Raw genomic sequence first — 21,256 nt, 5'->3', positions numbered from 1 at the left:
ATGAATGCACATTCAGAACGCATTCAAAACGCATTCTTGATGCGTTCGATGCGCATTCAATGCGCTTCTTCCTTTGTCTACCGCTGTTGGGCGCATTCGCTACGCAGTCAGCCACGTTAGCTCAAAAGCGTCCTGCAACTCCGGGTGCCAGAGCCAACCGGAGGAGGGCTTGCACTCCAACAAGCCGATGGGACGCACGCACAGAGCGCCACACCGGCCGGCCGCGGACCCGGGCGTGACGGACGTGGTCGATGGCCATCCCGTGCACAACGTTCCAAAATGCCGTGCTTAACCCGCTTAGACCCGGTCAAATCCTCCTGAAGCCGGTCGTTTGCGATAGCCTAGGCGTCTAGTGCCTGACTGGAGGTTCCACCTTGGCCGAACCTTGGCTGTCCGCCGATGACATTGCCGCCCATCTGGGGATCACAAAAGACACTGTCTATACGTGGATCAACGACAAACGCATGCCGGCCCACAGGGTTGGCCGACTCTGGAAGTTTCAAACAAGCGAGGTCGATGAGTGGGTCCGTAGCGGCGGCAGCGACGTGTCAAAGGACGCCGGTGACGGGATCAACTGACGTCCGAGTGCCCAAGTGCCAGCATTCGACAGAACGCCATTTACTTACCGTGACATCTGAGATGAGGCCTCCTATGGTTGAGCAGCATGCGGCGACGCAGCGCTATGCACTCTCATTTACCAGTGGAGCCCTCCTCATGCGTGAGGCAGCGATCGTTGCGCCCATCTATTTGCGCGAACGCCACTGGGCAAAAGTTCGATCGGTGATCGCTGAGGAGAACCTACTGCAAGCCCGCACGGTCTCCTCTGGGTCCAGGCTCGCGCGCGAGGTTGTGCAGCGGCTCGCAGTCCTCACCGGCGACGAGATCGAACTGCTCATTGAGGCAACGGCAACCGAGCGCGGACATTTGCTGTGGGCGGCGGCGTGCCGCCGGTACGAACTAATCGGCGACTTTGCCGAGGAGGTCGTCCGCGAACGCTTCCTCCTGATGACCCCAACCCTGGCCTACGAGGACTTCGACAGCTTCGTTCGCAACCAGGCAGTGTGGCACGGGGAACTCGCCGAGTTGAAGAAGTCGACGTTGCAGAAGTTGCGGCAGACCGTTTTCCGAATGCTCGCGGAGGCGGGACTCCTTTCTGGCTCGGGTGACCTGGTCCCAGTTGTGATGTCGCAGCGAGTCGCCCAGGCCCTCGCCCGGCGGGAGCCTAGCGACCTTCGCTTCTTCCCGCTGTCGCCCGTCGGAATTAGGAAAGGAGTGCGATGACCGCCAAGACTCTCTCTCAGCAGGAGGAGCACCTGTTCAGGATCCTGAGTAGCCAGCGGTTCCTCCGCATGGAGGGTCTCGGCAATGAGGTGCCGTTCTTCATCTACCCCTACGACCCGGAGCTCGCGCTTGAGGTCGCCGATGTGAAGAAGCGGGTCAAGAACAAGCTGGCGAACGCCGGCATCCAGGTTCGCGAGATCAACCTCTACGACCTGGCCGTCGCCCTGATCAGGGAGCGCGGTGATTGGGACGACGTCATCGAGCTGGAGACCTCAGTCGGCAAGTCTGAGTTTGGCGAGGTGGTGCGCTCGATGCTGAACCCTGAGGTTCACTTGGCACCAGCCATCCGCGAGCGTCTGTTGGATGGTGCGTTTGACATCTTCTTTCTGACCGGCATCGGAGAGGTCTTCCCGTTCATCCGGTCTCACAACGTCCTCAACAATCTCCAGAGCGTCGTGACGAACAAGCCGATGCTCATGTTCTTCCCCGGGCGGTATGAGTTCTCTGCGACGCTTGGGTCATCACTAGTGCTCTTCGGACGGTTGAAGGACGACCAGTACTACCGTGCCAAGAACATCATCGACCAGGAAGCGTGACCGGTGCAGCTCAACGAGATTTTCGCCAAGGACGTTCAACGCCCCATCGAGGGCGTCGTCAAGGCCGACGACGTCGTCAACCTCGGAGTCGAGGTCGATGAGTATGTCCTCACCAACGACGCGGCCAAGGGAGTGGCCCCACTTCTGGAGGAATACACCAACTACACCAACGCCAACGGCGTGTGGATCTCCGGATTCTTCGGATCCGGTAAGTCACACCTCTTGAAGCTGCTCGCTCACCTGCTGGGAGACGTCGAAGGTCAGGACTTCCAGCGGGACCAGGTCACCGCCAGCTTCGTGGGCAAGACCGACGACGCCATGCTCAAAGCCTCGCTGACCAAGGCGGCTTCGATCCCGGCCACGAGCCTTCTGTTCAACATTGATCAGAAGGCGACGCTGATCGCCAAGGACCAGCGCGACGCGCTCCTGCGAGTGTTTGCCAAGGTTTTCGACGAGTCTCGTGGCTACTTCGGCGACCAGGGCCATGTCGCTCGCTTCGAACGGCAACTGGACGAAGAGGGTCAGTGGCAGGCCTTCCAGGACGCCTTCAAGGACCTCGCAGGAAACGATTGGAAGACGCGAAGGTCCAGTTTCGGGCTTCCCAAGGTCCGTGAGCAGGTCAACCGGGCCTATGCGCAGGTCGCCGGCGTCGACATCGAGAGCGTGGGTGACATCCTCTCCACATATCAAGCGACCTACAAGCTCTCAATCGAGGACTTCGCCGATGAGGTGAAGGCGTGGCTGGATACGAAGGGCCCCAACTACCGCCTGAGCTTCTTCGTCGACGAGGTTGGCCAGTTCATAGCGGACAACGAGCAGCTGATGCTCGACCTCCAGACGATCGCTGAGACCCTGGACACCAAGTGCAGGGGAAGGTCTTGGGTCTTCGTCACCTCGCAGGAGGACATGGAGAAGGTCATCGGTGACCAGACCAAGCGGCAAGGTAACGACTTCTCCAAGATCCAGGCTCGCTTCAAGACGCGTGTGAAGCTCACCAGTGCGGACGTCGAGGAGGTCATCCGCAAGCGGCTTCTTGAGAAGAACGATGCCGGTGACGCTGAGCTTCAGTCGATCTACGCCACGGAACACGCTAACTTCAAGACGCTCTTCGATTTTGCCGATGGTGCCAAGACCTACCGCAACTTCGTGGATGAGTCTCACTTCGTTGGGTCGTACCCGTTCGTCAGCTATCAGTTCCCGATGTTCCAGGCGGCGATCGAGGGTCTGTCGGACCACAACGTGTTTGAGGGCAGGAACAGTTCGGTAGGTGAGCGCTCGATGCTTGGGGTGGTCCAGCAGGTCGCCAAGGACATCGGCAATGTAGAGGTCGGCCGCCTCGCTACCTTTGACCACATGTTCGCCGGCATCAGCGCATCACTGAAGGCTGCCGCTCAGAGCGCCATTCTGCGCGCTGAGCGCGATCTGCCCGACCCTGACTCCGACCTCACGAAGCTGGCCGTCCGGCTCCTCAAGGCGCTCTTCCTGGTGAAGTACGTCGACAACTTCACCGCGACTCCCCGGAACCTGACGGTGCTCGTATACGACCACTTCGGGATCGATCTGCCTGCTCTCTCGAAGCGAGTCGACGAGGCCCTCGCTCTTCTCGAAGCGCAGACCTACATCCAGCGCAACGGCACCGCATACGAGTACCTCACCAATGAGGAACAGGAGATCGAGAAGGAGATCAAGAACGTCGACCTCGATGCCTCTGAGCTCTCAAACCGGCTCTTCAAGATCCTGAACGGCGACATCCTCAAGGCGACCAAGCTGAAGTACGCCAAGAACGGGCAGGACTTCCCGTTTGGCTACAAGCTTGACGACCAGGCCCACGGCCAGCAGAAGGATCTGACGATCCACTTCATCTCACCCTCGACTGCATACTCGTCCGAGGAGATCCGGATGCAGAGCGCCGGTAAGGACGAGCTCCGCGTCGTGCTCGAAGCTGATGATCGAGTGATCGGCGATCTCCGACTGCTCCTGCAGACCGAGAAGTACACCAAGCAGAAGCAGACCACGGCACTGACCTCCTCGGTGAGTTCGATCCTCCAGTCAAAGGCGATCCAGAACTCGGAGCGGGAGAAGGAACTCATCGAGCGCGTCAAGCGTGCCGTTGGACACAGCAAGCTGATCATCAATGCGGCCGACATCCCGTCTGCCTCGCATGACGCTGTCACCCGAGTGACGGATGGTTTCCAGGAGTTGGTGGCTCGCACCTACACGAGCCTCAGCCTGCTCGGCGGGATGAGATACAGCGAGAGCCAGATCGCAGGTGCCGCCAACCCCGAGGGTGGCATGTTCGACGCCGGTGGCCTGTCCGCATTCGCCACGCCCGGCATGGAGATTTTGAACTGGGTGACCCTCCGTACGAACCAAGGTGAGCAGGTCACCGTCAAGAAGATCTCAGACGCGTTCCAGTCAAAGTCCTACGGCTGGGACTTGGCCTCGATCGAGGTGATCATCGCCTGGCTCGTTGGGTCGTCAAAGTTGGCGCTCACGCTCGACTCCAACCTCGTGAAGCGATCCGAGATCGCCATGGTTCTTCGCAACACGCAGAAGCACCAACACCAGGTTGTATCCCCACAGAAGTCCTACGATGCTGGCAAGGTCACGGCCTTCCGCACGTTCTGCATCGACTTCTTCGATGAGGGCAACCCTCCGACTGACGCTCTGGAGCTGGCACGCCACGGATCTGACAAGCTCAAGGGGAAGCTGGACGAGTTGAAGGCTCTCCAGACGGCAACGGCCTACCCGTTCATCGCCCAGCTGGAGCAGCCGATCGATCTGTTGGAGCAGGTCGTCGGTAAGCCCGACGAGTGGTATCTGGCCGAGTTCGCCCTCGCCGACGAACTGATCGAGGCAAAGACCGACGTCGTTGACCCTATTCATGCTTTCCTCAACGGACAGCAGCGCTGGATCTACGACGGCGCTGCAGCTCTGCTTGCCACGAACTTGGGCAACATTGCCTACCTGCCGCAAGACAGTGACGCAACGGTCAAGGGGCTGCTCGGCGATGAGAACGGCTTCCGCGGCAACAAGATGAACCAGCTCAAGCAGGCAACTAACGCGCTTGCGAATCAGATCGACCTGGTAGTCGCCTCCAACCGCACGAATGCCTCGAGGGCTGTCGATGGTAGGAAGGAGGAGATCCTCGCCAGCGCGTACTTCGCTTCGGCAACGGATGACGCTCGGGCCAGTGTCCTCAGCAAGGTTGACCAACACCTTGCCAAGATCAACGCTGAGCCTCAGATCGCTATGATCCGCGAGTTGGCCCACAGCTTCGAGGAGACGATCTACCCAGCCCTGATCGACCAGTTGGCCTCGTCGTCGAAGAAGTCCGATGACGAGGATGCGCCGCCACCCAAGCAGACAGTGGCGGTCTCCACGATCAAGGCCGACGGTGCTCCCAACATCCTCGAAACCGCGGGAGACGTGGAGAAGTACCTCGCCGCGCTGCAGGTGGCGCTCGTCGCCACCATCGATGACGGAAAGCGGATTTCGATCTAATGGAAACTGCACCACTGAAGTCCTTCGCAACCTGGGCGCGCACATCACTCATCAAGGAGGTGACTGCTCGCCTTGCGGCAGTGTTGGCCCCGGGTTCGCCCGAGAGGGTTGAGCGGCCTGGCGTTGTGTCCGCGCTGGAGAAGGCCATCGCCGCCGCTGGAGGCGAGGCCGGCAAGGCCGCGATCGCAGATCGCGTCGCCTACACCTGGTTCAACCGCATCATTGCCCTTCGCTTCATGGACGCCAACGCCTACACCGGGATCGGTGTTGTCTCGCCCGGCGCGGACGCTGGCGGACAGCCCGAAATCTTGTCTGCGGCGAAGGGCGGCCAGATCGACGCGGCGGTCGTGACGAGCGCGCAAACACGAGACACCGTTCTCGGCCTCCTGGGCGGGACCCGCAAGAGTGCCGACGCACAGGGCGAGGCTTACTCGATCCTGTTGGCGGAATATTGCCGTCACTGGAACAAGGTCATGCCGTTCATGTTCGAGCGCGAGGGCGACTACACCGAGCTTCTGATCCCGAGCAACCTGCTCGCGGATGCGTCAGTCCTCAGCCGCGCGGTCAGCGTACTCACGAAGGAGGTCTGCCAGGACGTCGAGGTCATTGGCTGGCTCTACCAGTTCTACATCTCCGAGCGGAAGCAAGAGGTGTTCGACGGGTTCAGGAAGAACAAGAAAGCCGGCGCCGACGAGATCCCCGCCGCCACCCAGCTCTTCACCCCGCACTGGATCGTCCGCTACCTCGTCGAGAACTCGCTCGGTCGACTCTGGATGCTGAACCATCCAGCATCCGGGCTGGTCACTCAGATGGAATACTACATCGCCCCGGTCGACGAGGAGACCGACTTCCTCAAGATCACCAAGCCCGAAGAGCTGAAGGTCATCGACCCTGCCTGTGGCTCCGGCCACATGCTCACCTACGCGTTCGACCTCCTCTACGCCATCTACGAGGAGGAGGGCTACACGCCGTCCGAGATCCCCGGTCTGATCCTCACCAACAACCTCTACGGCACTGAGATCGACGCGCGCGCGGGGGCCTTGGCCGCCTTCGCTCTGACGATGAAGGCGCGATCGAGGCAGAAGACGTTCTTTAGCAAACGGGTCGAGCCGAACATCTGCGTGATCGACCCGATCTCGTTCGGTCCCGAGGAGCTTGACTTCCTTGTCACTCGGGGCGGCGACCGAGATCGCGAGGTCGCCCATTGGAATCAGTTCGCGCGCGCAGACATCTTCGGTGCGCTCGTTCAACCCAGCGAAGACCTGATCGTCTCGCTCTCAGCACACTTGGCCATGCACCCACCGGCAGCCGGCGACCTGATTGCAGCCGACATCCATGACCGGGCATGTCAGGTGCTGCGATATGCGCAATTCCTCAGCCCGCGTTACCAAGTTGTGGTGGCGAATCCCCCATACATGGATGCGCGAAACATGGCTCCAACGCTTTATGAATACCTGTCAGACAAATTCCGCGCGGGCCACACGGGTGTTGATCTCGCGTTCGTTCTGCGGGCGCAATCGCTTGTCCCGCGTGGCGGGTATCTTGGCCTGCTTAGTATGGACAGTTGGCTGGGCAATGTGGAGTGCGCTGACTTTCGGGACATCGTTCGAGCCGACCTGCCACCCCAGCTGGTACTTCACCTCGGCGCTCGTGCTTTTCCAGAAATCGACGGCGAGGTAGTCCAAGTCACCGCAACGCTGTTCCAGCGAGGCGCAAACAGCTCGTCCAAGACGACCTTCATCGGCGCCACCGAGGGGACGACTGTTAACGCGAAGGTCGCTCAGTTCCATGATCCCGAACGACGATTCAGACACGCACTGGACTGGTTTGACGTCTTTCCGGGCAGGGTTCTTACCCCTTATGCCGCCTCCGAGAAAGCACATGCGACGTTCGGTACCGCTCCTGCCATGAACACCATCGCTGAGGTTCGGACAGGGCTCCAAACTGGTGACAACGTGAGATTCTTGCGCCACTGGTATGAAGTTTCGTTCGAGAAGGTTCGCACGGGCACCGCGTCTCCGGGAGCGCGATGGGTGCCCTACGTGAAATCAAGTTCGCCAACTAGGTGGTTTGCTCGCGAGGACCTAGTCGTAGATTGGGCGAACGAGGGCGCGGCAGTTCGCTCTCACCAGAGTTCGGTAGTTAGAAACTCGTCCTACTATTTTCGGTCAGGGCTCTCGTATGGGGGACTCGCAGGTAGCCTCAAGGCCCGACTCGTTGCTGCTGATGCAATCTTCGACCAGAAGAACTCGATGGTCTTCCCGATCGGACGGACCACTACGCATCAGCTGCTTGCGCTGATGAACAGTTCCGCATTCGAGACTCTGGCGCGCCTGGTATCACCGAAGGGTTTCGGTGTTGGCACGCTGGCCCAATTGCCTATCCCTGCTGAGGCGTTGGTTGCTCCGCGGGTCGAAGAACTCGCCGAGCGGGCGGTGGAATTGACGGCACTGCTATTTGACCGATCTGAGACTTCGCGTGGCTTCGAAGGTCTCAGTTCAATCTTCTTGGGTCAAGGAACTAAATCTGGTTTGCAGTTCGCCGTCGAGCTTACCGCCAAGACTGAGACGGAAGTCCGTACGGAGTTGCACAACCTAGACCTTGAGAACCACGCCTTCTTTGCAGAAGCGCTACCTGCGACGCGTGCTTCCGAGGACGGACACAACCCAACACGTGCAGATGCTGTTGCTTCGTCCGTCGTGGTCAAGGATCTCCTGTCCTACGCCGTCGGTTGTATGTTCGGGCGCTACAGCCTCGATGAGCCGGGCCTGATCCTGGCCGACCAGGGCTCGGCGTTGCAGGACTACCTGGCAAAGATTCCAACGCCGACCTTCAAGCCGGACGCGGACAACGTCATCCCAATCGTGGAGGGCGATTGGTTCGCGGACGACATCGTCGCTCGCTTCCGGCAGTTCCTTCGGACCGCCTTCGGGGAGGAGCACTTCGAGGAGAATCTCCACTTTGTGACGACGTCGCTTGGCGTCAAGGACATCCGAGACTACTTCGTGAAGTCCTTCTACAAGGACCACTGGCAGCGATACAAGAAACGGCCGATCTACTGGCTGTTCTCCAGCCCGTCGGGCGCCTTCAGCGCAATGATCTACATGCACCGCTACACGCCATCAACGGTCTCCACTGTCCTTAACGAGTACCTCCGTGAGTACCGGGCCAAGCTCGAAGCAAGCCGCCAGCACCAGGAGAAGCTCGCCGTCTCCGGCACTGGCCGCCAGCAGGCGACCGCGCTCAAGGAAGTGGATCGTATGCGTAAGATCCTGTTGGAGCTTGACGACTATGAGCACAAAGTCCTCTATCCGTTGGCGACGCAGCAGGTTGCGATCGATCTGGACGACGGAGTGAGGGCAAATTATCCTAAGCTGGGTGCCGCGCTGAGGAAGATCCCAGGCTTGGAGGCAAACGATGACTGAAGCCTCGACCGTGAAGTCCCACCTGGAGCAGCGATTCACCGAGAAGCGCGTCGTCTTCTGGCACGACGCAGATGGCGACTACATCAACGACCTGGATTCCCTCGGGATCGACGGAGTCCAGATCATTCGTGTTGCAGGAGACGAGTTCGCGATCAAGAACCGGCTCCTTGAGATCGAGCCCAAGGCCAAGTTCCTCATCTACCGCCAGGGCGCTGCCCCTGCCGGGCTCGACAACTGGCTCCTCGACTTGGAGTTGGCCTACGGCGTGTTCACCGCGGACAGGGCATCGCTGCTGCAGCAGGAACTCGGGCTCACGGACCCAAGAGTGATCCCAGTGCTCGAGGCGCGAACGAAGTTCTTCGGCGCCTCCGCGCGCCGCCAAGCCCTTGCCAAGCTCCTGTCGCCTAGCGACGACCCGACGACGCTCCAGGCCAAGATGTGCGCAGCCCTCCTCAAGCAGAGCGAGCACAGCCTGCTCGAGATCACGCGCGCACTCCTTCTCGAAGCCGCGGAGTGGACGTCGGCCAAGTACGAGGAACTAACCGCCTATGGACTCGATGGGTTCTACTGGGAGGGCGTCGCCTCGATCTATGGCTACTCCTCAGCTACGCCGACCCTCCCGGACTTCGTACTCTGGGTGTTCCGGAAGGCCATGGACAACTTCAAGGCCGATACCCCCAACTCACTACGCAACATCCGACTCGACTTCGCGGCCCTGCGGTACGACATGCGCAGCAAGGAGGCCTTGGCCACCCTTGCCAGTCGCGCGGCAGACGACCTGGACGTCAAGCCAAAGATCGCAGACGTCAACCTCGGCGAGCTGATCGGCAGTGACCTGTTTGAGCAGATCGACCAGAAGATCATCACTGACCTCGCCCGCGGAGTCGTCGAGCAATCGATGACCCCGAGACAGGTCGCCGATGTAGTCCGGCAGCGCCAGAGCAGCATCTGGATCGACCGATACCGCAAGCTCTACACCGCCATCGAGTCGGCCTCGGAGTTGCTCTCGACAATCGCTGCCCTTCCGGGGACCATCGATTCCTTCGACACAGGGCTAAAGCGTTACCAGACGGAGTGGTTCCGGATCGACCAGCTGTATCGACGGTTCACCTACGCCGCCAAGACCGCCGACTTCCAGGCCCCGCTCACCGCGCTGCGGGCTGAAGTCGAGAAGTTCTACGCCAACAAGTACCTCTTCAACTTTGGGACTGCCTGGCAGCAGAAGGTCGACCTGGTCTCGGATTGGACGTCGGGATCCTTCCGCTCGCAGGCGTCGTTCTACGCCGGCTACGTGGCACCGCTTGTCAGCGACGGGCGCAAGGCGGTCGTGATCATCTCCGACGGCATGCGTTATGAGGTGGCCGATGAGCTCGGTGCCCGGATCCGCCGAGAGAACAAGTTCGAGGCTGAGCTGTCGGCAGTCCTCGGCGTCCTCCCCAGCTACACCCAGCTAGGTATGGCCTCACTCCTGCCACACTCTATCCTCGAGCTGTCCCCCGAAGGCATGCCGGTCTACGCCGACGGGAAGCGCACGGATGGAACAGTCAATCGTGCGAAGGTCCTGGAGTCCGTCCACGGTTTCGCTGTCCAGGCTGAGGAACTCCTCGGGAAGACCCGTGACGAGGTGCGTGCTGTGCTCCAGCAGCACCAAGTGATCTACGTCTACCACGACCGAATCGACGCGACTGGCGACAAAGCCGCCACGGAGAGCCAGGTCTTTGAAGCCGCTGAGGAGACCCTCCGCGTGCTCGTCGACCTAGTGAAGAAGATGGCCAGCGCTGACGCGAGCAACATCTTCATAACCGCGGACCACGGCTTCCAGTATCAGGACACGCCACTGGACGAGACCTTCTTCCTGTCCACGCCCCCTCAGGGTGATCAGATCACCCGCACGAACCGGCGGTACGTGCTTGGCAAGGGACTGAAGCACGACCCTGCCTTCATGACCTTCCAGCCAGCACAAGTCGGACTCGGCGGCGAGATCGAAGTCCAGATCCCCAAGTCGATCCACCGAATCAAGCAACCCGGCGCCGGCACCCGTTACGTCCATGGGGGAGCCTCACTCCAGGAGATCGTCGTCCCGGTGGTGACCGTCAGCAAGAAGAAGAAGAGCGATGTGCGCCCGGTCAACGTTGAGATCGTTCCCGAATCCGACAAGATCACGACTGGCCAGCTCGCCGTACGGCTCTACCAGGTCGACCCGGTGAGCGACAAAGTCCAGTCTCGCACTGTCCGGGCCGGCATCTACGTCGGCGAGACGGCGCTCTCTAACATCCCGGAGCTGGTGTTTGACCAGACTTCGACAGACAAGCGCGACCGCTACCAGACCGCGACGCTCTACCTAAGCCAGGAGGCGGACGACTTCAACAACCGCCCCGTCGAGGTCCGATTGGAAGAGCCGATCCCGAACACCAACCAATGGAAAGTCTTCACGAAGGCCCCATACACGTTGAAGCGCTCGTTCACGGCAGACTTTGACTTCTAGGAGGAGCAGAAACATGACGGAAGCTGAAGTTGAGTTCGAGGACCCGGCAGGGGATTTCCCTGACCCCGATCCTGGCCTGCAAGCCCCCGAGAAGTCGGCGCTCGACCAGAAGATCAACGACCTCTTCGCAGGCGTCGTCGTACGCAAGGACCTCGTCAAAGCCGTCAAGGGCAACGCGATCGTCCCCTCCTTTGTCCTGGAGTACCTGCTCGGCCAGTACGCGGCATCCGACAATGAGGCCACCATCCAGACCGGCATCGAGACGGTGCGCAAGATCCTCGCCGACCACTACGTCCACCGCAATGAGGCCGAACTGGTCAAGTCCCGGATCAAGGAGAAGGGACACCTTCGAATCATCGACAAGGTGGGCGTCACTCTCAACGAAAAGGATGACGTCTACCAAGCCGAGTTCGCCAACCTCAGCATCAAGGGCGTGCTGGTCAGCTCCTCGACAATCAAACAGCACGAAAAGCTTCTGGTCGGCGGTGTCTGGTGCATCTGCGAGATCGAGTACTCCCACACCGATGACCACCGTGCCGTGCCCTGGATTCTGAGCTCGATCAAGCCCATCCAGCTCTCGAACTTCGACTTCGACAACTACGTCAGCACCCGCAAGAAGTTCACCACCGACGAATGGATCGACTTGCTGATCCAGTCGATCGGCTTCAACCCGGAACTCTTCGGGCGCAGAGCGAAACTGATTCAACTCGCCCGGTTAATCCCGTTCGTCGAGCGCAACTACAACCTCGTCGAACTTGGGCCGAAGGGCACCGGCAAGTCACACATCTTCTCGGAGTTCTCGCCCCACGGCATGCTCATCTCGGGCGGCGAGGTCACCGTGCCGAAGCTGTTCGTGAACAACGCCAACGGGAAGATCGGCCTCGTCGGGTACTGGGATGTCGTTGCCTTCGACGAGTTCGCAGGCAAAAAGAAGCGCACTGACAAGGCGCTCGTGGACATCATGAAGAACTACATGGCAAACAAGTCCTTCTCCCGCGGCGTCGAGACGCTTGGCGCAGAGGCGTCCATGGTGTTCGTCGGCAACACCTCGCACACGGTGCCCTATATGCTCAAGCACTCCGACTTGTTCGACGAGCTTCCCGAGAGCTACCACGATTCGGCTTTCCTGGACCGACTCCACCACTACATCCCTGGCTGGGAGGTCGACATCATCCGTGGGGAGATGTTCTCTACCGGATACGGATTCGTCGTCGACTACATCGCCGAAGTCCTCAAGTCCATGCGCTCCTTGGACTTCTCTGATCGCTACGAGTCGACCTTCACGCTTGATCCGAGCATCTCGACCCGCGATCGAGATGGGATCTACAAGACCTTCTCCGGCCTCATGAAAGTCATGTACCCGCACGGTGCGGCAACGAGCGAAGAGATCGAGGAGGTCCTTCGATTCGCCATCGAGGGGCGGAAGCGTGTTAAGGACCAGATCCTCCGCATCGATTCCACGATGAACAAGGTGAACTTCGGATACGTCGACAAGTCCGGCGAGTGGCACGCGGTCACGACTCTCGAAGAGGACGAGTACCCGGAGTATTACCACCGAGAGGGCAGTGAGGGTGCTGAGGTCGGCGAACCGAAGGCGGGTGGTGCCGTAGCTACTGCCGGGGGTGCTCAGTCGCCTTCGGCGGAAACAGTCGTAGACAAACCGCTGTTCGAGGGCCACCGGGAGTTCCAGGAGAACCAGCGGGGAGTCTCGTTCGACACCCTCCTCGTCCCGTACCTGCGTGGAGCTACGCAAATCACCATAACTGACCCATACATCCGGCACTTCACCCAGGCCCGCAACCTCATGGAACTCATCGAGTGCATCGCGGCCACCAAGGACGCGGCCGACGAGGTAAGTGTCAATCTCATCACGTCGGAGAACAGCGAGGGAGGGGACAAGCTCCGAAAGCAGTTCGAGCTTTTGCTGAAGGTCAAGCAGGGAGCGGCTGTCGGCGGTATCAACGTCGACGTCATCTTCGACGGCAGCATTCATGATCGATCTATCGTCACCGACACCGGATGGAGGATCCTTCTCGGCCGCGGGCTAGACATCTTCCAGTACGTCACTGGCGACGCCTTTGACCTCGCCACCCGCCTCCAGGCGTTCCGTCAGGTGAGGGCGTTCGGAGTGACCTATATCCGCGAGAGTGAGTGACCGCGGGGAACTCGTGCGAGGAACCCGTCGTCTCAGATGTACACGAAGGCCGGCCCCGTGGGGCCGGCCTTCGTGTGTGTTGTGGGGGAGTGCTTGTTGTTACCAGGTGCCTTCGTTTTGTACGTGCTGGCGAACGGCGGCGATCAGCTTGATCCTGATGCGGCTGGCTCGCTTCTGGAAGGCGAACTTGGACAGGCCGAGTTCGGCGGCGCGTGTGTGCAGGGATTGTGGGTTTGGGGCCAGGTAATAGCGGCTCATGAGTGTTACTTCGTCGCGGCTGAGAATTTCTGTTTCCAACGCCCACATGAGAACTTCTGCCAGATCTTGGTCGGCGTTGGATTCTGTGGGGGCTCCGCGCTCCACGGCCCAATCCAGGGCGTCTTGGGCTAGGAAGACCTCGGCGCCGGCTACGCGCTGGCGGTCGATGATTTCCATGGCGTTGAGGTAGAGGTTGGCGGCTGTCTTGCTCTTGCGGTGCAAGGGGTAGGCCCGTGCGGCTTCCCAGAACGCGGCGATCGAGCAGGAGACGGCTTCGGTGTGGGGGAGTGACCGCAACGCGGTGCAGGACCGTGCCAGACGCACGGCCTTTGCGATGAAGAGGCGAACCACCGTGAGGGTTGCCAGGTCATCGCCCGCAGCAGACTCGCTGAGTAGTGCATAGAGAATGCGGTCCTTCTCTTCGGCGGAAGCTGAATGCAGGAAGTGTTCATGAAGATCTTCGAGGGCGATGGCGCCAAGGAACGGGTACGTGCCAGCTGTTGCCGATTGGTCGGCCCACATGTCCTCAATGGCACGGACGCTGGGTGCGTAGTTGCGTGGGTTTGTTTGTGTGATGGTCATGGCCGTCTCCTGGCGTGTGTCGCGCGCGGGTGATTTGTCTGATGGCCATGCTTCTCAGCGGGTATTGGTTGCTTTCTTGGTTGGATTTGAACAGGCAGTCGATGGAAGCGCTTTGGTTGTTGGTTTTCATGAGAAACCGCAGGCCAAAGGGGTAATGCCGGCCAAAGAAAAGTGACTGAAATTTCGGTTCCCGGGGTGTCTAAAAGTGCCCTCGCCGTGGCCCTTGTGGTGGTGAAGAGAAACAGGTTCGCGACTCTGCGGGTCTGTCCACCACTGAAAGGCGCAGTGACGATGAGGAAGAAGAATCGTGAGGACCGGGACGAGTTGGATCTGGCTGTTTCGGCATTTCATGTGTATGAGGAGCTGGACGCGAAGCTGGCGTCGGTATGGCAGCGGCCTACTGATGTGAGCGCCAGGCGACAGCTCGGGGAGTTGCTTGAGTCGCCAAGGCTGAACGCGTTGTCCCATCTCGGCGGCCAGGACCAGGGCGCGGTGGCGTAGTGGCTTTCTGGACGAGGAAGGCCACCACGGAGGAGCCATCGGGTAGTCGCCCTTTGTCACCTGGTGACGCGAGCATGACGGGGGAGGAAAACTCCGCTCCGCAGCCTGCCAAGGCGCAGGCCTGGACGAAGGGTTCCGAACTTAAGACCCGTGCCGTCAAGGCGGGCATCTGGTCTGGGATCTTTGTCTGGCCAGTGGCCGTCGCCATCGTCCTGAGTGCCGGGGGAAGCCCGACCAAGGCCGACGTAGCGGACAGTGTCCGCCCTGGAATCACCGAGCAGTCCGCTGGAGCAGTCGCCAGTGGATTTGTCGGTGCGTGGCTCTCTTCCACCAAAAAGGACCCGTCAGCGCTGAAGCAGTTCCTCGACCCCTCGACTCTGACCCTCAACGACCAGCCCTGGGAGTACAGGAACCTCTCCGTTGTTTCCGCGACTGATCCGGGGCCCGCTGGGCTCATCGCTGTGCAGGTCTCGGCTGAGGTCAAGGAATCGGCCTTGGATGGTGAGGGAAAGCCAACCACGCAGTGGCCGCAGCGGTTTTTCAACGTCACCATCCGCGTTGATGGGTCTTCCGTCGGCGTCCTGGGCTTACCGTCCCCGGTGGCCGGGCCGAACCGACCTGCATCCGACCCTTCACTGGTGTACGGAACCAGGGTTTCTACGTCGGACGCTGCTGGTCAGGCCGTCGTCGCATTCCTCGCCGCTTATCTCACGGGAAACGGTGATGTGAGTCGCTACGTCAAACCCGGATTCCAAGTCACGCCAGTGCTTCCCGCACCCTACGTCTCGGTAAAAGCCGGAGACATCTCGGTCGACAAGGACGTTCCGGCATCTCCAAAGGACGGCTCAGTCCTGCGAATCAAGACAGATGTCCTGCTCACCGCAGCGGGAGGCCAGCAGTTGCCGGCCCAGTACACCCTCACCCTCACTGCAAGGGCCGGACGGTGGGAAACCAGTTCGATCGATCCAGTCCCCGCGGTGCTCACCAGCAACAAAAAGACCAACAGCACCTCAACCAAGACACCCACAAGCACGCCAACGGAAGGCAAGTAACCCAAATGAGCATCATTTACACACTCGTAGACCCGAGCACAATGGTCGCGGCCGAAGGCGTCACCGATTGGCTCAATGGCAAGATCGCGGACTGGACCACAGTCGTCAAGGGCGCGTCGGTGCTTGGGGGCATCGGTATCGCCTTCTTTGCAGGGCTCAAAGGGAAGGGCCGCCTGCCGGCGGTCATTATGGGGATCATCGTGGGCGCCCTCTTCATCTGGGGTGTCATTGCCGGCGTCGACTGGTTCAAGGTCAAGATCGAGGGCGAAACACAGGTAAGCGCCGCAAGCCGGATTCAGCAGATCGAGGTTGCCGCACCTGAATCCCAGATGTACTTGCGTCAGTAGCCCGTGATGGAGGAGCAACCAGAAGTTGCGCGGTTCTATCGGGTAAAGAAATTCACCCGATATCTCGGTCGCTTTCCCGACGGAACGAAGATCTGGGGCGGCCCCTACAACATGACCCAGGGGGTTGTGGGTGCTATCGCCGGCCTGATCGCCATGCAGACCAACGGACTGTGGGGTACAGGAAACATTTTCTTTGATCTGCTGCTCGGCGGCGGAACTGTCTATCTCATCGTCCGAATGGCCGGGCGGATCCGCACCGGGAACCGCAATCCGGCCTCGCTGCTCCTGGGACTGTATGCGGCAATGACTGCCCCTTCTACCGGCATGTACAACGGCGCTCCACCACGGGACCGGACACCCCGGCAGGTCAGCGGCCGCGTCCTCATGACTCCCTCGGACCCCGGACTTGTGGCGCCGGTGGAGGTCCTTGACCAGGAACAGACCGGGCTTCAGGTCGTGTCCCAGCAGGCTCCCGCACCCGAGCGGCCGGTCGGAAGGCCGGACGCCGTGACTGCCGTCGAGCGACTGCTGGCTCAGTCGAAATCCAAATAGAACAGAAGGAATCCAAACCATGCGAGTACCGGCAACAGCGCTCCACCGCCACCTCATGTGGACCCGGTCAGGAACAGTCTGGGCCACATGGCGGCTATCTCCTGTCTCTTACGCGTACGCACCTCGAAAACGGAAGAAGCTGGTCCGCAGAGCCCACACGGCGCTTTTCCAGGCGCTCCGAGGAGATTCCCTCATGTTTGGTCTGACAGCTGACCTGGACCCTGCATCCGTTGCCATGAGAATGCTCGAAGGACTTGACCCTGAAAACTGCCCCGACTGGGTCGACGAAGTCGAGGCAACCCTGGACACGCTGGAGACCATCCCGCTGGGCACGAGAGCCTTTTGGCTGTCGGTTCCCCTGGCAACGACGGGCCCCCTCCAAGCCATCAAGGAACAGGCCTCGGCCGCAATTGCGGACATCAGCGACGTCCTGGCCATGCCACGGACCATGCCCTCGGAGAAGACGATCGACGAGGCGCTGGCCCGTGCCAACGAAATAGGCCGGGTCATTCCCAAGGTCTTTGAACCACGGCCGATATCGCCGGCAGAGCAGGTCTGGATGGCCCTTCACTCCCAGCAGAGAGGCCTTGGCAACGACACCACTGTGCCCCTTAGCACCGTCGGCGGCGACGTCACCGAAGAAATCATCCACACCGGCTCCCAGATACCCAATCCATGGCTGGACGAAGGCGGACAGTCCGACCTTCCACGAACGTCCCTGGAAATACTGAAGCCGTACAAACGGAAGTTCCTCAAAATCGCCGGCCCCACCGGATTGGAGTCGTATCAGGTCATCCAAGGACTGACCGGCATCCCTTCGGCCGGTTGGCAATTCCCCGACGCCGAGTGGCTGTCCTATCTGGACAAGCTCCCTGTCGACGCAGACTGGGCCATCAGGATGTCCACCACGGACGCCGAAACGGCCAAGAAGGAGGCAAAAACCCAAGAGAACACCCTGGACGAGCAGTACACCCAACGGACCGACGGCGAGCGCATCACTGGGACCGGTAGCGAGCTGGACATGGTGGCTGAGGACATGGCGTTGCTTCAGTCGACGCTGAATGCTTCGGATCGCGAGGTGAAGGTTGAGGTCACTGCCATGATTGCGGTCGGCGGTCGTACTGCGGAGGAAGCTCAGGAGAAGGCTCGGTTTGTTGCCGAGTCCTATAAGGGAAACGACTTCATTTTTGATCCTCCTCTGGGAGGGCAAGAGGACCTTTGGTGGCAGATGCAGCCGGGGGTTCCGCATAGCCGCTTGTGCCGGGAGCTGTCCAAGGTGACGACGGGTTCTGATCTTGCTGCTGCGGTGCCGCTGGTTTCCACGGGCCTCGGCGCCTCGAAGGGTTCCTTCGTGGGGAAGAATATTTCCACTGAGCGGCAGACTCCGCTGTTCCTGGATCCGGAGGGGTCCATGATGGGCAATACCTCGGGATCGTGCGCTGTCGGTGGGGAGACCGGGGCGGGCAAGACCTTCTTTATGAAGAAGGAAGCTGGCAACGTCATCGGGATGGGTGGCCGGTTCGTTGCCGTGGATCACTCGTCAACAGGGGAGTGGGGCTTCTTCGCTCAGTCAGTTACCGATGCCACCGTTGTTGAGATCCTGAACCCGCAGTATTCGCTGGATCCGTTGAGGATCTTCGGCCTCCGGGCGGGATCCCGGATCACGCAGTCATTGTTCGCCAGTGTGCTGAACATCGAGCCGACATCTGACCTGGGTATTGCAGTCGCTGACGTCCTGGATCCGGAGTACCTGGCCGAATGGAAGCTGACGTCTTTGGGCGGCGTGCTTGAACACCTTCAGAGTGAGCAGTGCGAGGTCAATGGGGCTGATCAGATTGCCCGGCGGATCCGGGTGTTCTCGCGGAAGGACATCGGGCGGGTCTTGTTTGATCCGGACCTTCCTGCGCTGTCGTTGGATTCGCGGGGAATTGTGTTTCTCACCAGGGAACTGGAACTTCCCGACGGTGATGACCTGAAGACCCCGCACCTCTTCGCCCGGATGAGTGTGGAGAAGATCCTCGGACGGGCGATCTACACGCTGCTGTCCGGTATTGGTCGTGAGATCTGCTTCAAGGACGACTGGGACCTGGCCGTCATGTTCATCTCCGAAGCGCATCACATGACGAGCTCCCCTGAATGTGAGCGGGATATCAAGGCTTTCGTTCGTGAAGGCCGCAAGGCCAAGGCGGCCATCTACCTGGATTCCCAAGACCCGGACGAAGACTTCGGCTCCGAGACTACGAAGGGCCTCATTCCGGTCCGTATCCTCATGCGCCAGCGCGACGAGACCCTGGCCCGGAAGTCTTTGAAGTGGCTTGGGGCCGATCCTGAGGACGAGGAACTGCTTGAGATGGTGATGAAGGACCTCTCTCCGGTGGATGAGAACGAAAAGGTCATCCCTGGCCGCGAAGGGGAAGGCTTCATGCGTGACGCGAGGAACCGGTACGGAAAGATTCAGGTACTGCCGCCTGCTTTGAAGGCCCGTGATATCGCCGTCCGAACCACGCCCAAAGAGTCAGTGGACGCCGCATGAGGTTCGGTTTCGCACCACCTTTGTTCTTCTGGGCGGCCCGTCATCCCGGCGCGGTACGCGCGATAGCCCTCGCACTGTTGCTCATGTGCGTCCTGTTGGGCCAGGCTGTCCCGGCGCACGCTGATGATGGGTCCACGGTTCCGGATCCAGGCGAGGGGCTTACTGACTCGAAAGATGTTCCGATCGAGAAGTACACGGTGCTCCCGCAGGACCGTGGCGGCTGGGATAACTGGGGCAAGTCCATGAACGGATGGTTCCTGGATCTGTTCTGGCAGATGCTTCAATACTCGATGGTCATGCTGATCTGGCTCCTGCAGTGGACCCTTAGCTTTGAATGGGTCGACGGACTGACCAAGCCCTTTCAGGACCTTTCAACAAACGTGCAGAACTTCACCGGCGGAATCAACTGGATCCCGTTCGCTCTGATGATCGCAGCTGTTGTGTGCGGCATCGCGATGGTGCGCGGGAAGATAGCCGGCGGACTCATGAACATCGTGATTTCCTGCCTCCTGGCGGTAGCCGCAACCGGAATCCTCGCCAATCCCTCGACCATGGTTTTCGGCCCTGGCGGAGCACTGGACCAGGTGAAGCAACGCGGAGGACAGATCGCCGTCGCAGTAAGCACCGACGGCACACAGAACCACGGAGACCTGACACCGACGAAGATCATCAACCAAAGCGTCGTCAAACCGCTCGTGGACGTCATGCTCCGCCACCCATCCCAGCTGATCAGCTTCGGAAAGATCCTCGACGGGCCCTGCAACGATGTCTTCACCGAAAAGATGAAGGCCGCACCAACCGCGAACGCAGGCGACAACTCCGTCCGCGACGCCGTGGCAGCCTGCGACCCGGAGGTTGCTACGTTCATCAAGTACCCCTTCGGGCAGTTCGTCACCGCCTTCGTCGTCGGCCAGGCTGTGCTCTACCTGGCACTGCTGGCAGTGTTCCTGGCAGGGGTCCTGATCCTTACAGTCCTCTGGGCCGGCTACCAAACGGTCCTGTTCGGAGTGAAGCTGCTCGCCGCGATCATCCCCACCGACAACCGCGGCGGCGTCTGGAAAACCGGCATGGATCTGGTCGTATCACTGGCCCTTGTGGGAGCCTCCATCATTTTCCTCACGCTCTACCTGAAAATGATCGTCGCCATGAGCGAGGCGACAAAAGACCTCGGCCAAGGCCAATACCCAGTCATCGACATCCTGTTCGTCGGCGGAATCATCGCCTTCTGGATCATCCGCCGCAAGCTGAAAAAGGCCGGAGAAAGCGTCGCTGAACGCCTCAGCAGACTCGGGTTGGGCAATGCAGTCAAGAAGCAGCCAGTGAACATGCTTAGCAACATGGCCAGCCTCGGACGCACCTACTCCGACCTGAAAACCATGGGCAACAAGATGTCATCACGCAAAGGGCTGCCAGTCAGACGTGAACCACAACCGATGCCTAAACCACAACCGCTCCCCGGCCCTGACACTTCCGGGCCAGGCGGACCGGGATCCATGCCGCAACTCGGACCAGGGAAACCGCAACAGCCCGGCCCCGGAGGAGGATCCTCGGCGAGCGCCCCCAGCGGTGCCATGCGCGCCCTTGGGGCGGCCGCAATGAAGACCGCGGCACTAACGCCCACACCTGTCGGCGCCGCGGCCAAGACGGCAATGGCGGTCTCGGATGGAGTATCTACGGCACGGTCCCTGGCCGGAGCTGGTCACGAGGTGGCCGGAGCTGGTCACAATCTGGCCAGCGCTGATCACACGACCTCCGGACGAGCACCCGAAGGCCCGTCCGGAACTGCCACGACACGGCGCAGCTACCCGATGGGCCCGGCTACTAGCCGGACGAGCAAGGACACCGAGGTCTTGACCGGACGTATCGTTGACGCCAGCGTCGGACCGGCGCAACCCACCCACACGGTCAGAACCGCACGCAACTCCGAACTCCGTGACCGCCTCTCCGCCGTGCGCACATTCCAGACGGCCTCCCGGCTCTAGGTG

At 60.5% G+C, this 21,256-nt stretch carries 15 protein-coding genes; 14 read left to right on the top strand and 1 reads right to left on the bottom strand.

Annotation, left to right across the window (positions count from 1 at the left end):
* The first annotated feature begins 374 nt into the window (after positions 1 to 374).
* The 7 genes from ARUE_RS23205 to brxL all read left to right on the top strand — a co-directional run bounded on the left by ARUE_RS23205 (position 375) and on the right by brxL (position 13,446).
* Positions 375 to 578: a helix-turn-helix domain-containing protein gene (locus ARUE_RS23205; protein WP_043472103.1), complete on the top strand. Its 204-nt coding sequence runs from the start codon at positions 375 to 377 to the stop codon at positions 576 to 578.
* A 73-nt stretch (positions 579 to 651) separates the two neighbouring features.
* Positions 652 to 1,281: a DUF1819 family protein gene (locus tag ARUE_RS23200; RefSeq protein WP_043472100.1), complete on the top strand. Its 630-nt coding sequence runs from the start codon at positions 652 to 654 to the stop codon at positions 1,279 to 1,281.
* Positions 1,278 to 1,877 carry a DUF1788 domain-containing protein gene (locus tag ARUE_RS23195; protein WP_011928055.1) on the top strand — a complete coding sequence of 200 codons (600 nt, stop codon included), beginning with the start codon at positions 1,278 to 1,280 and terminating at the stop codon, positions 1,875 to 1,877. Before ARUE_RS23200 ends, ARUE_RS23195 begins: the two co-directional genes overlap by 4 nt.
* A 3-nt stretch (positions 1,878 to 1,880) precedes the next feature.
* The gene (brxC, locus tag ARUE_RS23190; RefSeq protein ID WP_011928054.1) at positions 1,881 to 5,381 is read left to right on the top strand and encodes a BREX system P-loop protein BrxC; all 3,501 of its coding nucleotides are present in this window, start codon (positions 1,881 to 1,883) and stop codon (positions 5,379 to 5,381) included.
* Positions 5,381 to 8,806, top strand: coding sequence for a BREX-1 system adenine-specific DNA-methyltransferase PglX (pglX, locus tag ARUE_RS23185; RefSeq protein ID WP_011928053.1), 3,426 nt, complete (start codon positions 5,381 to 5,383; stop codon positions 8,804 to 8,806). Before brxC ends, pglX begins: the two co-directional genes overlap by 1 nt.
* Positions 8,799 to 11,291 carry a BREX-1 system phosphatase PglZ type A gene (pglZ, locus tag ARUE_RS23180; protein WP_011928052.1) on the top strand — a complete coding sequence of 831 codons (2,493 nt, stop codon included), beginning with the start codon at positions 8,799 to 8,801 and terminating at the stop codon, positions 11,289 to 11,291. The genes pglX and pglZ overlap by 8 nt, the downstream gene beginning before the upstream one ends.
* Before the next feature lie 13 nt (positions 11,292 to 11,304).
* A complete protein-coding gene (gene brxL / locus ARUE_RS23175) occupies positions 11,305 to 13,446 on the top strand; it encodes a BREX system Lon protease-like protein BrxL (RefSeq protein ID WP_011928051.1) in 2,142 nt (713 codons plus the stop codon).
* Between the two features lie 99 nt (positions 13,447 to 13,545).
* On the opposite strand, the gene ARUE_RS23170 is transcribed toward brxL, so the two are convergent.
* Positions 13,546 to 14,286: a hypothetical protein gene (locus ARUE_RS23170; RefSeq protein WP_011928050.1), complete on the bottom strand. Its 741-nt coding sequence runs from the start codon at positions 14,284 to 14,286 to the stop codon at positions 13,546 to 13,548.
* Here ARUE_RS23170 and ARUE_RS24400 point away from each other — a divergent pair.
* The 7 genes from ARUE_RS24400 to ARUE_RS23140 all read left to right on the top strand — a co-directional run bounded on the left by ARUE_RS24400 (position 14,285) and on the right by ARUE_RS23140 (position 21,253).
* Positions 14,285 to 14,461 (top strand): hypothetical protein, encoded by a 177-nt coding sequence (locus ARUE_RS24400; protein WP_162486290.1) that lies wholly within the window; start codon positions 14,285 to 14,287, stop codon positions 14,459 to 14,461. The two genes, ARUE_RS23170 and ARUE_RS24400, sit on opposite strands and share 2 nt — an antisense overlap.
* Positions 14,458 to 14,787 (top strand): hypothetical protein, encoded by a 330-nt coding sequence (locus ARUE_RS23165; protein ID WP_162486289.1) that lies wholly within the window; start codon positions 14,458 to 14,460, stop codon positions 14,785 to 14,787. Before ARUE_RS24400 ends, ARUE_RS23165 begins: the two co-directional genes overlap by 4 nt.
* A gap of 74 nt (positions 14,788 to 14,861) precedes the next feature.
* Positions 14,862 to 15,839 (top strand): conjugal transfer protein, encoded by a 978-nt coding sequence (locus ARUE_RS23520; protein WP_051025162.1) that lies wholly within the window; start codon positions 14,862 to 14,864, stop codon positions 15,837 to 15,839.
* 5 nt (positions 15,840 to 15,844) lie between these two features.
* The gene (locus tag ARUE_RS23155) at positions 15,845 to 16,186 is read left to right on the top strand and encodes a hypothetical protein (protein ID WP_043472093.1); all 342 of its coding nucleotides are present in this window, start codon (positions 15,845 to 15,847) and stop codon (positions 16,184 to 16,186) included.
* 6 nt (positions 16,187 to 16,192) lie between these two features.
* On the top strand, positions 16,193 to 16,738 hold the full coding sequence (locus tag ARUE_RS23150; RefSeq protein WP_011928047.1) for a hypothetical protein: 546 nt from the start codon (positions 16,193 to 16,195) through the stop codon (positions 16,736 to 16,738).
* Positions 16,739 to 16,931: 193 nt separating this feature from the next.
* Complete coding sequence (locus ARUE_RS23145) at positions 16,932 to 19,271, top strand: ATP-binding protein (RefSeq protein WP_043472090.1); 2,340 nt, start codon at positions 16,932 to 16,934, stop codon at positions 19,269 to 19,271.
* Positions 19,268 to 21,253 carry a hypothetical protein gene (locus ARUE_RS23140; RefSeq protein WP_043472087.1) on the top strand — a complete coding sequence of 662 codons (1,986 nt, stop codon included), beginning with the start codon at positions 19,268 to 19,270 and terminating at the stop codon, positions 21,251 to 21,253. Before ARUE_RS23145 ends, ARUE_RS23140 begins: the two co-directional genes overlap by 4 nt.
* Positions 21,254 to 21,256 lie beyond the last annotated feature (3 nt).

The sequence above is a fragment of the Arthrobacter sp. Rue61a genome (genome assembly GCF_000294695.2).
GTDB lineage: Bacteria > Actinomycetota > Actinomycetes > Actinomycetales > Micrococcaceae > Arthrobacter > Arthrobacter aurescens_A.
This window is presented reverse-complemented; position numbering and strand designations above follow the sequence as displayed.